This window comes from Sphingomonas parva (ex Maeng et al. 2020), from assembly GCF_004564275.1.
GTDB lineage: Bacteria > Pseudomonadota > Alphaproteobacteria > Sphingomonadales > Sphingomonadaceae > Allosphingosinicella > Allosphingosinicella parva.
This window is the reverse complement of sequence record NZ_SPDV01000002.1, coordinates 190,719-202,640: the sequence shown is the minus strand read 5'-3', so window position 1 is coordinate 202,640 and position 11,922 is coordinate 190,719. Positions and strand designations below refer to the sequence as shown.

The following is an 11,922-nucleotide window of genomic DNA, read 5'->3' as shown; positions in this document are numbered from 1 at the left end:
CTCAGCGGTCGGCGAGCCATTGCTCGAGATCGTCGCTGCCGCCGATCCGCTCGCCGCCGATGAACACCTGGGGCGTCGTCGCCACGCCCTGCTCGGACTTGAAGGCATCGACCTCCTCGCGCGAGCCGAGGACCCGGTCCTCGACCTCGAAGCCGTTCTGCTCGAGCATCTGCTTGGCGCGGACGCCGAACGGACAAATATGGTCGGGCAGCACCATCCGGTAGAGCGTCGCGCTTCGATCGTCGGCCATTCGTCACATCTCCTCTGCCGCGGGCGGCGTTCGCAAGGCAGAGCGCCGCCCGAAGCGGAGGGTTCCCGCGAAATCACATCGCCAGCGCCGGAGCCACGCATCGGAGGACGTCCCGGCGGGCCTCTTCCCGGAGGTCCGCGCGCGGATGGAAGGCCTGGGTGACGTAGACATAGCGGCTCTCGCCCTCGGATTGCGGGCCGACGCACTCCATCCTCTGCCACGCGCCCCGCTCCTCGGTGAAGCCGAGGACGATGACGACGAGGGGTCGTTGCCCGGAGGCGAAATCGTGCGCGCGGCGCAGGCAGGCGCGCCGCTCCGGGTCCGGCTCGGCCGAGCCGGTCAGGCACGACGCCACCTGCTCCCGCGAAACGTCCGCGCGGCGATAGTCGATCAGGCCGAGGTCGGACATGACCGTGAGCAGGTGGTGGGTCTGCTCGGCGAGATCCGGCCCCGTCACACCGTGGCGCGCCTCCGCGCCGAGCTCGAAGACGGCAAAGTCGGCCGCGGCGCGCCTGTCTACCGGTGCGGCGGGCACGATGGCGGCGGCAAGAAGCGCCCATCCAGCGGCGATCATCGGCTTCTCCTGTTCAAGAGCAACGCGACCATTGCGGTAGCGTCATGAACCTGGGCTTGCGGAAGCTGCCCGGCAAGACCGTTGGAACGCGCCCCCGCCCCCGGCGCTTGATCGCGCAGTTCCTCCCCAGCGAACCAGGATGTCGACAATGCCGCTCCCGATCTTCACCATCGGCCATTCGACCCGCACCGTCGCGGCGTTCGTCACGCTGCTGCGTGCCGGCGAGGTCGGAATGGTGATCGACATTCGCAGCGTGCCGCGCTCGCGGACCAACCCCCAGTACAATCCCGAGCCACTGGCCGAGGCGCTGGCGCCGTACCAGATCGCACACACCCGCATCGGCGCGCTGGGCGGTTTGCGCAAGCGATCGCACGAGGTTCCACCGGAGACGAACGGCTTCTGGAGCAACCGCAGCTTCCACAATTACGCCGACTGGGCGCTGACGCCCGATTTCCGGCGCGGGCTGGACGAGCTTCTCACCCTCGCCGACACGCGCCGCTGCGCGATCATGTGCGCGGAGGCGGTGTGGTGGCGCTGCCACCGCCGGATCGTCGCCGACTATCTGTTGCACGAGGGCCGCGAGGTGTTCCACCTGATGGGCGACGATCGCGTCGAGCCGGCGCGGCCGACCCCTGCCGCCGTGCCCGCCGCGGACGGGCTCCACTATCCGGCGCCGGAGTGAGCCGAGGCATCCGCCGCGGCGTCAGCCGACCGCGGTGACCAGAACGTCCGCGGCGTGGGGTTCGGCGGCGGCGACGAGCTCGGGCTGCGGGCGGAACAGCTTGCGAGTGATTGCCACGTCGCGGAGGCCGGTGAGCCGGAACGTGCCGAGCTTCGCCTCGCGCGGCTTCTCTCCGTCGATCTCGACCGTCACCGCACGGACGTGAAGATCGCCGTGACGCTCGAACAGAACGTGCGGCGCGAGGATCATCGTCCGCTTGTTGTACACGCCGCTGACGCAGCGCTTGCGGGCAATGGCCTCCCGGAAGATCTCGCCGGCCGCTTCCTGATCGTTGAACATGTTACTCAACCACGCTTGTTCGAAGAATGCGGCTCAGACGCCGACCGGCGACAGGGTTTCGCGGCGCAGCGGCCGGGCGGTGCGTACCGCGTCGAGCAGATCGCCCACCGTACGGCAGGTGTCCGCCTCGGCCTCGTCGATCCGGACGCCGAAGGCCTTTTCCAGCGCGAGGACGAGCGCGACGACATCGAGCGGATCGGCACCGAGATCGCCGAGTGTCGCGCTCGCCACGACGGAGCCGGACGAAAGGCCGAGCTGATCGGCAATGAGACGACGGGCGAGAGACTCGTCCACGACAAAGGGCCTCCTGACACCAAGTGCGGGAGCGCGGAAGGTGGCGACGGAGGACGAGTCGGTCGAGGTGAAATCTTCGCCGAAATGGTCCATCTCCGCGCCCTTCAGAAATCGACCTGGGCGCGGACGCCGACGCTGTCGACGTCGAAGCCGCGCTCGTTCACGGGCTCGGCGGAGCCCGGCACGACCGTGGCGGCCCGCGGCCCGCCTTGATGATGGGCCCGCCCGTATTGAGCCATGAAGCGCAGATAGTCGGTCGGGTTCCAGATCAGACTGGCCTGGTAGCCGAGCTGCCGGCCGCCGTTGACGAAATCCGGCGCGAGCAGGGATGCCCCGCCGACCCGATCGCCGAGATCGACCCAATCGACCCGCAGATTGGCCTGGAGCGCGCCCCAGCCGCCCCTGTCCACCGGGTTGCTGACCTTGGTGCGGTCCCAGCGGCCGCCCTTGTAGCCGCGGCTCTCCCCGGTGAAGAAGTAGCCGATCTCGCCATAAGCGGAGCGGAAACGCGGATCGCCGCTATAGAAAAGCCCCCCCTCGACACCGTTGTTGGGGCCGAAGGACTCGCCGGGCCGGAAGCCGCGCACCCACAGCTGCTGACCCTCGGCCGCGAAGTGGAACGGGCCGGAGATGGCGGCGAGCTCGAGACCGAGGATATCGTCGCCATCGGCGGCGATGGCGCCGGTGTCGATGAAGCGCTGGTCGGTCAGCTGAGTCAAAGGACGGCTCCGGTAGCGGACGTTCTGCGCATCCTGCTGGGCAACCCGATGCTGGAAATTGGCGCCGAGGTGGAGCCTGGTGTCGCCGACCTCCGGAGAGAAGGTCGCGCGGGCGCTCGCCTGCCAGCCGGTCCGGTTGAAGGCGCTGTTGTTGATCTCCTGGCTGAACAGACCGGCGCTCAGCGTGTAGCGATCGTTCTCCGGATCGGCCCAGGTGAGGCCGACGCCGAGACGGCGATTGTAGTTGAAGGCATCGGTCAGCGAAGCGCGCTCGAGGAAACTGGTAAGCCGAGAGCTGGTCATCGATTCCAGGCTGGAGAAAGGATAGAGATTGCCGATCGTGACGAGCAGAGGCGATTTCGGCCGCTGCCAGGTGAGGACGATGTCCTCGTAATCGATCTGCCCCTGGGCGAAGTTGAACTCGACATTGTAGCCGAAGCCGCCAGGCAGCTTCCCCTGCGCGCCGAGCACGAGCCGGCGCGCCCGGGTGTTCCAGCCCAGATTCCCGTAGTTGAGCCCGCCGACGGTGCCGTTCAGCTCCGGACCCGGCGTGCCGACATAGCCCGCGTCGAACTGCACCAGTCCCTTGGGCTTGAAGCTGAAGCCGTTGCCGCCGGCGAACTCGGGAGCCCCCTTCCAGCTCGGCGCATCGGCCGGTGCTGCCGCCTGCACCGGCGCGCCGCTCGCCGGCGTTGCAGCCACGGCAGGCGGCGCAGCGCCTCCGGCCTTCAGCGCAGCAACCTCACTTTCGAGCTGCGCGATCCGCGCCCGCATCGCGGCGAGCTCGGCGGCGACGTCGGGCGTGCTGCCGCCGTTCTGGGCGAAGGCGGGCGTGGCGAGCGCGCTGGCGAGCAGGGCTGCGGTGAACGTTCTCGTGATCATTCCTGTCTCCCGGGCGATTTCATGACGGCGGTATCGCGGGCGCATTGCGGATCGGAGACAGGAGGATGACAGATATGTGACTCGCCTCCGCGTCGCGCGGTTGCCGCGGGAACGCTCGAGAAGGGGAGAGGGCCGCACGGGGTGACGGGGCCCGCATCACGCTCTACCTGCATTGCATGCGCCTGCCCTTCCGCCCACTTGCCGCCGCCGCGATTGCCGTCGTCGCCGTGGCAGGGTCGGCGATCATGCCATCCTCAGCATGGGCGGCGCTGCTCGGGCTGCTCGGCGGCGCGATCGCGGTACTGGTCGGCTGGAACGCATTCTTCTTTCCGGAAGCGCCGGTGGCGCAGCGCGGCGGCGGGGAGGATGGTCGCCGCCTCGCCGGGGAAATCGTCGCGCCGCTCCCCGAACCGACGCTGCTGCTCGACGGCGGGCGCATCCTGACCGCCAATCCGGCGGCACGTCGGCTGTTCGGCGAGACGATCGAGGGCCAGGACCTGCGGCTGGCGATCCGCCACCCGCTCGCGCTCGAGGCCATCGCGGCCCATGACGGCATCGGAGTGGACGAAATCGAAGTCACCGGTCTCGGGGAAGCCGAACGCCGCTGGCTGCTGACGGTCGCCACCCTCCCCGAAGGCCTGCGGCTGGTGCGCTTCGCCGATCGCAGCGAGGCCCATGCGGCCGAGAAGATGCGGGTCGATTTCGTCGCCAACGCGAGCCACGAGCTGCGCACCCCGCTCGCCACGATCCTCGGCTTCGTCGAGACGTTGCGCGACGATGCTGCCGGCGGCGATCCGGAGCTGCGTGCCCGATTCCTGGGCATCATGGATGGCGAAGCCAAGCGGATGCAGGTTCTGATCGACGATCTGATGTCGCTGTCGCGCATCGAGGCGGAGCGCTTCCGCCCGCCCACCGATCCGATCGATCTCTGCCCCGTGGTGGAGGAGGTTCGCGCCGCCTGCGACGCGGTGCTCGCCGAGCGCGGCAACAGCCTCAAGATCGACAATCGCAGCCATTCCACCGTCGTTGCCGGCGATCACGGCCAGCTGACCCAGCTGATCCGGAACCTGATCGTCAACGCCGTGAAATACGGCCAGGAGGGGGCGCCGATCACCGTCTCGTTCGAGGATGCGCGCGAGATGGTGCGGATGACCGTGACCGATCGCGGCGAGGGCATCGATCCGGTGCACCTGCCGAGGCTCACCGAGCGCTTCTATCGGGTCAACGCCGGCCGCAGCCGGGCGCAGGGCGGCACCGGCCTGGGACTGGCCATCGTCAAGCACATCGTCTGGCGGCACCGCGGCCGGCTCGACATCCGCAGCACCCCGGGGGCCGGCACCTCGGTGCACGTGCTCCTCCCCCGCCCGCCGGCGGAGCCGGTGTCATGAAAGTGTCACGCAAGTGTCACAGGAGCATCTCCGAGCGGTCCTAGGGACGCTTTCGGGCCCCGCTGGGGGGCACGAATGGAGGCCTCGTTGAAGATACAGATTCTCGTCGCGTCGGTCGCGACGCTCGCGCTCGGCGCCTGCGGATCGGGGGAGCCGGGCTCCGGCACCGCGCAGTTGCAGATCGTCGGCTCGTCCACGGTCTACCCGTTCACCACCGCCGTCGCCGAGCAGTTCCAACGCACGAACGCGGGCATGAGCGCGATCGTCGAATCGACAGGGACCGGCGCCGGAATGAAGCTCTTCTGCGCCGGCGTCGGCGACAATTTTCCGGACATGACCAACGCCTCGCGCCGGATCAAGAAGTCCGAATTCGACGATTGCGCGAAGAACGGCGTGAAGACGATCATCGAGGTGCCGGTCGGGATCGACGGGCTGGCGCTGATCGAAGCCAGGAACGCGCCGGGCTTTCAGCTGACGGTGGCCGACGTCTACAAGGCAGTCGCCGCCAATCCGTTCGGTAAGCCGAACACCGCAAGGACGTGGCGCGACGTGAACCCGTCGCTGCCGGCGATCCCGATCCGGGTCTTCGGGCCGCCGTCGACCTCCGGCACGCGTGACAGCTTCGCCGAGCTGATCCTCGAGAAGGGCTGCGAGAGCGATCCGGCGATGAAGGCGCTGAAGGAGAGCGACAAGGACAAGCACAAGGACCTGTGCACCAAGGTCCGCGAGGACGGCGCCTGGGTCGACGCGGGCGAGAACGACAACCTGCTCGTCCAGAAGGTGACCCAGGATCCAGGCGCCGTCGGCATCCTCGGCTACTCGTTCCTCGAGGAAAATGCGGACAAGGTGCGCGGCATTCCGCTGAACGGCATCGCGCCGACCGCGGAGACGATCTCCGCCCTCTCCTATCCGGGCGCGCGGCAGGTCTACGTCTACGCCAAGGGCGAGCATGTGAACGCCGTTCCCGGCATGAAGGAGTTCCTCGCCGAGTACAGCAAGGCCTGGGGCAAGGGCGGCTATCTCGAACGGCGCGGCCTGATCCCTTCGCCCGCCGACGTGCAGGCGAAGGCGGTGCAGGCGGCGACGCAGCTGACCGCGCTCAGCGCCGACGGCCTCAAATAACCACCCGGCATGTCGTCGCTCGCGCTCTTCCTGCTCGTGGTCGCCCTCGCCGCGCTCGGCTGGCTGATGGCGCGCGCGCGGGCGACGGCCTTCCGGCGGGGCGGGAGCGCCCCTCGCGCCCACTCCCTCCCCAGCTATCACGGTTGGTACGTAGCGCTTTGGACCGCGGTGCCGGCGCTGATCTTCATCGCCGTATGGACCCCGCTTTCCGCCAACCTGGTGATGGACGAGGTAATGTCGGCACCGGCAGCCGCGAGCCTACCGCCGTTCGAGATGCAGCGGGTCGCCATCCTGCGCGAAGCGCGCGAGATCGCCGAGGGCATTCGGCCCGGCGGCTTCCATCCCGAAAGCAACGCGCTCGCTCCGGCCTATGCCGACGCCCTGTCGCGGACCCGCACGATGGGCGCCGTCGTCGCCCTGCTGCTCGCCTTCGCCGGCGGCGCCTTTGCCTTCACCCGCGTCTCGCCGCACTTCCGCGCGCGGACGAGGGTGGAGCGATTGGTCATGGCGGCGCTGCTCGGCGCCTCGACCATCGCGATCCTGACGACGTTGGGCATCATCGCCTCGCTGTTGTTCGAATCGGCGCGTTTCTTCTCGCTGGTCGATCCGCTCGAATTCCTGTTCGGCACCCACTGGAGCCCGCAGATCGCGATCCGGGCCGACCAGGCGGGCGCCTCCGGCGGCTTCGGCGCCATCCCATTGTTCTGGGGGACGATCTTCATCGGCGCGATTATCGCGATGCTGGTGGCAATCCCGCTCGGCCTGATGAGCGCCATCTATCTCACCCAATATGCCAGGCCAGCGGTGCGCCGCTGGATGAAGCCCCTGCTCGAGATGCTCGCCGGCGTTCCGACCGTGGTTTACGGCTATTTCGCCGCGCTGACCGTGGCGCCGGCGGTGCGCGATTTCGGCAAGGCGATCGGCATCGCCAGCGCCACCTCCGAGAGCGCGCTCGCGGCGGGCCTGGTGATGGGCATCATGATCATCCCGTTCGTCTCCTCGATGGCCGATGATTCGATCAACGCCGTGCCGCAGGCGATGCGCGATGGATCGCTGGCGATGGGCGCCACCACCTCGGAGACGATCCGCAGAGTGATCGTTCCCGCGGCCCTCCCGGGCGTGGTCGGTGGCGTGCTGCTCGCGGTCAGCCGCGCGATCGGCGAGACGATGATCGTGGTGATGGCAGCCGGCCTCGCCGCCAACCTCACCGCCAATCCGTTCGCCAGCGTCACCACCGTCACCACCCAGATCGTGCAGCTGCTGACCGGCGATCAGGAGTTCGACAGCGCCAAGACCCTCGCCGCCTTTGCGCTCGGCCTCGTGCTGTTCGTCGTCACCCTGCTGCTCAACATCGTCGCCCTGCGCGTCGTGAAGAAGTATCGCGAAGCCTATGAGTGAGATCGCCCCGACCGACTGGAGAGCGGAGGCGATGCGCAGGCGCATCCGCCGCCGCTACGCCGCCGAGCGCCGCTTCCGCCTGCTCGGGCTGGGAGCCATCCTGCTCTCCGCCGCCTTCCTGGCCTTCCTGCTGGTGACGATGGTGTCGAACGGCCTCGGCGGCTTCCGTCAGACCGAGATACGGGTCGACATCGACTTCGCGGCGAACACCCTGTCGGCGGCGAGCGCCGGCGGCGAGATCGAGGCCGCCGTCGCGGCGGCTGCCGAGGCCCAATACGGCCCCGGCGGTGCCCGCGCGCTGTCCGACACCGCCTGGCTTCGCGTCGAGCGAGCGATCGAGGACGATCCGTCGATCCTCGCCCGCAAGAAGGCGCTGTGGCTGCCCGCCGCCAGCGCGATCGACGGTGCGGCGAAGGGTGACGGCGACGGCGAAGCCGAGGCACTGGTGACCCGGCTCGAGCAGGACGACGCCATCCGCACCGGGTTCAACACGGACTTCCTGACCGGGGCCGACGCGACCGATCCGGCCGCCGTGGGGATCTGGGGCGCCTTCAAGGGCTCGCTGCTGACCATGCTGGTCACCCTGGCGATCGCCTTTCCGGTTGGCGTGCTCTCCGCCGTCTATCTCGAGGAATATGCGCCGCGGAACCGCTGGACCGACATGATCGAGGTATCGATCAACAATCTGGCGGCGGTGCCCTCGATCATCTTCGGGCTGCTCGGCCTCGCCGTCTTCCTCAACACCTTCCACCTGCCGCGCTCGGCGCCTTTGGTCGGCGGCCTCACCCTGGCGCTGATGACGATGCCGGTGATCGTCATCGCCGGCCGCAATGCGATCAAATCGGTGCCGCCATCGATCCGCGACGCCGCGCTCGGCATCGGCGCGAGCAAGGTGCAAGTCGTCTTCCACCACGTCCTCCCGCTGGCGCTGCCCGGCATCCTCACCGGCACGATCATCGGCATGGCGCGGGCGCTGGGCGAGACGGCGCCGCTGCTGATGATCGGGATGCGCGCGTTCATCGCCACGCCGCCGGACGGAATCACCTCTCCGGCCAGCGTGCTGCCCGTGCAGATCTTCCTGTGGTCGGACGAGGTCAGCCGCGGCTTCGTCGAGAAGACGTCGGCGGCGATCATCGTCCTCCTCGCCTTCCTTCTGGCGATGAACGGCCTCGCCATCTTCCTCCGCAACAAGTTCGAACGCCGCTGGTGACCTCCGACATGAACAGCATGACCGACACGGTCGCGGCGACGCCGCTCCGCAACGATGCCGCCGCCAAGATGACGGCGCGGGAGGTCAGCGTCTTCTACGGCGCCAAGAAGGCGGTCGATTCCGTCTCGATCGACATCAGCCAGGACAATGTCACCGCCTTCATCGGCCCGTCCGGCTGCGGCAAATCGACCTTCCTGCGCACGCTCAACCGGATGAACGACACGATCGCCAATGCCCGGGTGGAAGGGCAGATCGTGCTCGACGGCGAGGACATCTACGCGCCGGCGATGGACGTGGTGCAGCTGCGCGCCCGGGTCGGGATGGTGTTCCAGAAGCCGAATCCGTTCCCGAAGTCGATCTACGAGAACGTCGCCTACGGGCCGCGCATCCACGGCCTGGCGGACGGCCGCGCCCAGATGGACGAGATCGTCGAGCGCTCGCTGAAGCGCGCCGGCCTGTGGGAGGAAGTGAAGGACCGGCTGCAGGACAGCGGCACCGCGCTTTCCGGCGGGCAGCAGCAGCGGCTGTGCATCGCCCGGGCGATCGCGGTCGATCCGGAGGTGATCCTGATGGACGAGCCGTGCTCGGCCCTGGATCCGATCGCCACTGCCAGGATCGAGGAGCTGATCCACGAGCTGCGCGGCCGCTACGCGATCGTGATCGTCACCCACAATATGCAGCAGGCCGCGCGCGTCTCCCAGCGGACCGCTTTCTTCCATCTCGGCAGCCTCGTCGAATATGGCGAGACCTCCGAGATCTTCACCAATCCGCGGGTCGAGAGGACCAAGGATTACATCACCGGCCGCTACGGCTGAGGAGAGGGACATGCCGACCACCGGCCACACCATCAAGGCGTTCGACCAGGATCTCGACCGCCTCCGCGCCAGCATCGCAGAGATGGGCGGGCTCGCCGAGGCCGCGATCGCCGGCGCGATGCGCGCCCTGATCGACCGCGACGTGAACGCCGCCAATGCGGTGATCGAGAACGACGCCAGGCTCGACGCGCTGGAAGCCGAGGTCGAGCGCCAGGCGGTGCAGGTGATCGCGCTGCGTGCACCGATGGCCAACGACCTTCGCGAGGTGGTGGCGGCGCTGAAGATCGCCGGTGTCGTCGAGCGGATGGGAGACTATGCCAAGAACATCGCCAAGCGGGTCCACGCGATCGAGCCTGGCGCCGATCTCCAGCCGCTGTCGCTGCTTCCCGAGATGGCGCGGATCACCGGCGACATGGTGCGGATGGTGCTCGAGGCGTTCATCCGGCGTGACCCGGAGCAGGCGACGCAGGTGTCCGAGCGCGACCGCGCGGTCGACGATTTCTACAACAGCATCTTCCGGACCTTGCTCACCTTCATGATGGAGCGCCCGCAGTCGATCACCGCGGCGACCCACCTGCTGTTCGTGGCCAAGAACCTCGAGCGGATCGGGGACCATGCGACCAACGTCGCCGAGATGGTCTATTTCGCCGCCACCGGAACCCATCTCGCCGAGCGCGAGAAAGGCGGCGATCCCGCGCGAGGGTGATCAGCCGCAGAGCAGATGCTTCTGCACCTTGCCCGCCGCGGTGCGCGGGAAATCGGGGACGAACTCGAAGCTCCTCGGCACCTTGTAGGCGGCAAGATGGGTGCGGCAGAACGCCGCGAGCTCCTCGGCGCTCGGCGCGGCCGCGCCCGCCACGGGCTGGATGAAGGCGCGGCCGACCTCGCCCCACCGCTCGTGCGGCGCAGGGACAACCGCCGCCTCGCCGACCGCAGGGTGGGCGGCGAGAACATTCTCGATTTCGGCCGGATAGACGTTTTCGCCGCCGGAGATGAACATCTCCTTCCGCCGCCCGACGACATGGTAGAAGCCGTCGGCGTCGCGGCGCGCGAGATCGCCCGAACGCAGCCAGCCGTCGTCGGTGAAGGCGGCGCGGGTCGCCTCCGGGTCGTTCCAATAGCCGGGGGTGACGCCGGGGCCGGCGAACAGGACCTCGCCGACCTCGCCTTCGGCGACGTCTTCGCCCGCCTCGTCGACGATCCGCACACGGACGAGCAGCTGCGGTTTGCCGACGCTGCCGATGCGCTCCCAGGCGTCCTCGGGAGAAGCGAGGAAGGCGGTCGGGCCAGTCTCCGTCATGCCCATGCCGTTGCACACGCGGATACCGAGGGCGCGGCAGCGAAGCGCCAGCCGATCAGGCAGCGGGGCGCCGCCGCAGCCCCAGTGGCGGACATGATCGAGCGGCGCTCGGGTGAAGCGGGGGTGTTCGAGCAGCGCGTGATAGACGGTCGGGACGCCGAAGAAGGTATCGAGCCGCCGCTGTTCGAGCAGGCGCACCACCGCCTCGACATCGAAGCCGTCGAGCACCAGAACGCGCCCGCCCTGCATCAGCGTGGGCAGGGCATGAAGGTTGATGCCGGCGGTGTGGAAATGCGGCAGGAAATGCAGGGTCGTGTCGCTGCCGGCGACATCGATCGCCGTGCCGATGTTGACGAAGTTCGCGATCGCCATGCCGTAGGTGTAGATCACCCCTTTCGGCCGGCCGGTCGTCCCGGACGTGTAGATCAGGTACCAGGGCTCGCCCGCAGGCCAGGATCCGCGCCAGCAGCCCGCGGCCATGGCGTCCACAATCGACTCGTAGCCGGAGTCGAGATCGACCCGCTCGCAGCGGTGACGCAGCGCGCCGGCGGTCTCGGCTTCGCTTGTGCCATGGAAGAGGAGGCGCGGCATGCAATCGGCGAGCAGGAGGTCGAGCTCGATCGGCGGCATGCGCCAGTTGAGCGGCACCAGGATCGCGCCGGCCTTGGCGCAGCCGAACAGCAGCTCCCAGAACGCCGCGCGGTTGCGGCAGAGAATGGCGACCCGGTCCCCGGGCAGCACACCGCGGGTGCGGAGCAGCGATGCGACCCGGGCCGCGCGGCCGTCGAGATCGGCATAGGTGAGGCTGCGGCCGCTCGCCGCCTCCTCCATCGCGATGCGGCCCGGCGCCAAATCGGCGCGCCGGGCAGTGATGTCCGGCAGGCTCTCGATGCCTTCGATCCGCCGCGACCTAGCCGGTTCCATCATTCCTCCCACCCGGGAGAAGGCT

13 protein-coding genes are annotated in these 11,922 nt (G+C 68.7%); 7 read left to right on the top strand and 6 right to left on the bottom strand.

Translation table 11 applies throughout. The annotated features are described in order from the left end of the window. Position 1: 1 nt before the first annotated feature. Together E2493_RS02145 and E2493_RS02140 are read right to left on the bottom strand one after the other, a co-directional pair. Complete coding sequence (locus E2493_RS02145) at positions 2-250, bottom strand: glutaredoxin domain-containing protein (RefSeq protein WP_135083246.1); 249 nt, start codon at positions 248-250, stop codon at positions 2-4. 73 nt (positions 251-323) lie between these two features. Then, entirely contained in the window at positions 324-824 is a 501-nt protein-coding gene (locus E2493_RS02140) for a hypothetical protein (RefSeq protein WP_135083245.1), read from the bottom strand. Between the two features lie 148 nt (positions 825-972). Here E2493_RS02140 and E2493_RS02135 point away from each other — a divergent pair, with 148 nt between their 5' ends. Beyond that, complete coding sequence (locus E2493_RS02135) at positions 973-1,506, top strand: DUF488 domain-containing protein (protein WP_135083243.1); 534 nt, start codon at positions 973-975, stop codon at positions 1,504-1,506. Between the two features lie 21 nt (positions 1,507-1,527). On the opposite strand, the gene E2493_RS02130 is transcribed toward E2493_RS02135, so the two are convergent. From E2493_RS02130 to E2493_RS02120, 3 genes are read right to left on the bottom strand one after another with little or no spacing between them, the layout of a single operon-like run. After that, on the bottom strand, positions 1,528-1,854 hold the full coding sequence (locus E2493_RS02130) for a hypothetical protein (RefSeq protein ID WP_135083241.1): 327 nt from the start codon (positions 1,852-1,854) through the stop codon (positions 1,528-1,530). A 24-nt stretch (positions 1,855-1,878) separates the two neighbouring features. Next, entirely contained in the window at positions 1,879-2,232 is a 354-nt protein-coding gene (locus tag E2493_RS02125) for a phosphopantetheine-binding protein (RefSeq protein ID WP_135083239.1), read from the bottom strand. 11 nt (positions 2,233-2,243) lie between these two features. After that, positions 2,244-3,740: an OprO/OprP family phosphate-selective porin gene (locus tag E2493_RS02120; RefSeq protein WP_135083237.1), complete on the bottom strand. Its 1,497-nt coding sequence runs from the start codon at positions 3,738-3,740 to the stop codon at positions 2,244-2,246. A 176-nt stretch (positions 3,741-3,916) separates the two neighbouring features. Between E2493_RS02120 and E2493_RS02115 the strand changes: the two genes are divergently transcribed. From E2493_RS02115 to phoU, 6 genes are all read left to right on the top strand, one after another. Next, positions 3,917-5,128, top strand: coding sequence for an ATP-binding protein (locus tag E2493_RS02115; protein ID WP_135083235.1), 1,212 nt, complete (start codon positions 3,917-3,919; stop codon positions 5,126-5,128). 75 nt (positions 5,129-5,203) lie between these two features. Further along, positions 5,204-6,250 (top strand): substrate-binding domain-containing protein, encoded by a 1,047-nt coding sequence (locus tag E2493_RS02110; RefSeq protein WP_135083233.1) that lies wholly within the window; start codon positions 5,204-5,206, stop codon positions 6,248-6,250. A gap of 9 nt (positions 6,251-6,259) precedes the next feature. Further along, positions 6,260-7,648: a phosphate ABC transporter permease subunit PstC gene (gene pstC / locus E2493_RS02105; protein ID WP_135083231.1), complete on the top strand. Its 1,389-nt coding sequence runs from the start codon at positions 6,260-6,262 to the stop codon at positions 7,646-7,648. Continuing rightward, positions 7,641-8,858, top strand: a complete 1,218-nt coding sequence (gene pstA, locus E2493_RS02100; protein WP_135083229.1) for a phosphate ABC transporter permease PstA — start codon at positions 7,641-7,643, stop codon at positions 8,856-8,858. The genes pstC and pstA overlap by 8 nt, the downstream gene beginning before the upstream one ends. Positions 8,859-8,875: 17 nt before the next feature. Continuing rightward, a complete protein-coding gene (gene pstB, locus E2493_RS02095; protein WP_135083372.1) occupies positions 8,876-9,673 on the top strand; it encodes a phosphate ABC transporter ATP-binding protein PstB in 798 nt (265 codons plus the stop codon). A 10-nt stretch (positions 9,674-9,683) separates the two neighbouring features. Continuing rightward, positions 9,684-10,379 carry a phosphate signaling complex protein PhoU gene (gene phoU / locus E2493_RS02090; RefSeq protein WP_135083227.1) on the top strand — a complete coding sequence of 232 codons (696 nt, stop codon included), beginning with the start codon at positions 9,684-9,686 and terminating at the stop codon, positions 10,377-10,379. Here phoU and E2493_RS02085 read toward each other — a convergent pair whose 3' ends face one another. Further along, positions 10,380-11,897 (bottom strand): acyl-CoA synthetase, encoded by a 1,518-nt coding sequence (locus E2493_RS02085; protein ID WP_135083225.1) that lies wholly within the window; start codon positions 11,895-11,897, stop codon positions 10,380-10,382. It lies immediately after the preceding gene. Positions 11,898-11,922: the final 25 nt, after the last annotated feature.

Bases quoted from the DNA above. Each gene is read 5' to 3' on its own strand.
- E2493_RS02115 (WP_135083235.1), top strand. From the start codon at position 3,917: ATGCGCCTGCCCTTCCGCCCACTTGCCGCCGCCGCGATTGCCGTCGTC.
- E2493_RS02125 (WP_135083239.1), bottom strand. From the start codon at position 2,232: ATGGACCATTTCGGCGAAGATTTCACCTCGACCGACTCGTCCTCCGTC.
- pstA (WP_135083229.1), top strand. From the start codon at position 7,641: ATGAGTGAGATCGCCCCGACCGACTGGAGAGCGGAGGCGATGCGCAGG.
- E2493_RS02110 (WP_135083233.1), top strand. From the start codon at position 5,204: ATGGAGGCCTCGTTGAAGATACAGATTCTCGTCGCGTCGGTCGCGACG.
- E2493_RS02120 (WP_135083237.1), bottom strand. From the start codon at position 3,740: ATGATCACGAGAACGTTCACCGCAGCCCTGCTCGCCAGCGCGCTCGCC.
- E2493_RS02145 (WP_135083246.1), bottom strand. From the start codon at position 250: ATGGCCGACGATCGAAGCGCGACGCTCTACCGGATGGTGCTGCCCGAC.
- pstC (WP_135083231.1), top strand. From the start codon at position 6,260: ATGTCGTCGCTCGCGCTCTTCCTGCTCGTGGTCGCCCTCGCCGCGCTC.
- E2493_RS02140 (WP_135083245.1), bottom strand. From the start codon at position 824: ATGATCGCCGCTGGATGGGCGCTTCTTGCCGCCGCCATCGTGCCCGCC.
- E2493_RS02085 (WP_135083225.1), bottom strand. From the start codon at position 11,897: ATGGAACCGGCTAGGTCGCGGCGGATCGAAGGCATCGAGAGCCTGCCG.
- pstB (WP_135083372.1), top strand. From the start codon at position 8,876: ATGACCGACACGGTCGCGGCGACGCCGCTCCGCAACGATGCCGCCGCC.
- phoU (WP_135083227.1), top strand. From the start codon at position 9,684: ATGCCGACCACCGGCCACACCATCAAGGCGTTCGACCAGGATCTCGAC.
- E2493_RS02135 (WP_135083243.1), top strand. From the start codon at position 973: ATGCCGCTCCCGATCTTCACCATCGGCCATTCGACCCGCACCGTCGCG.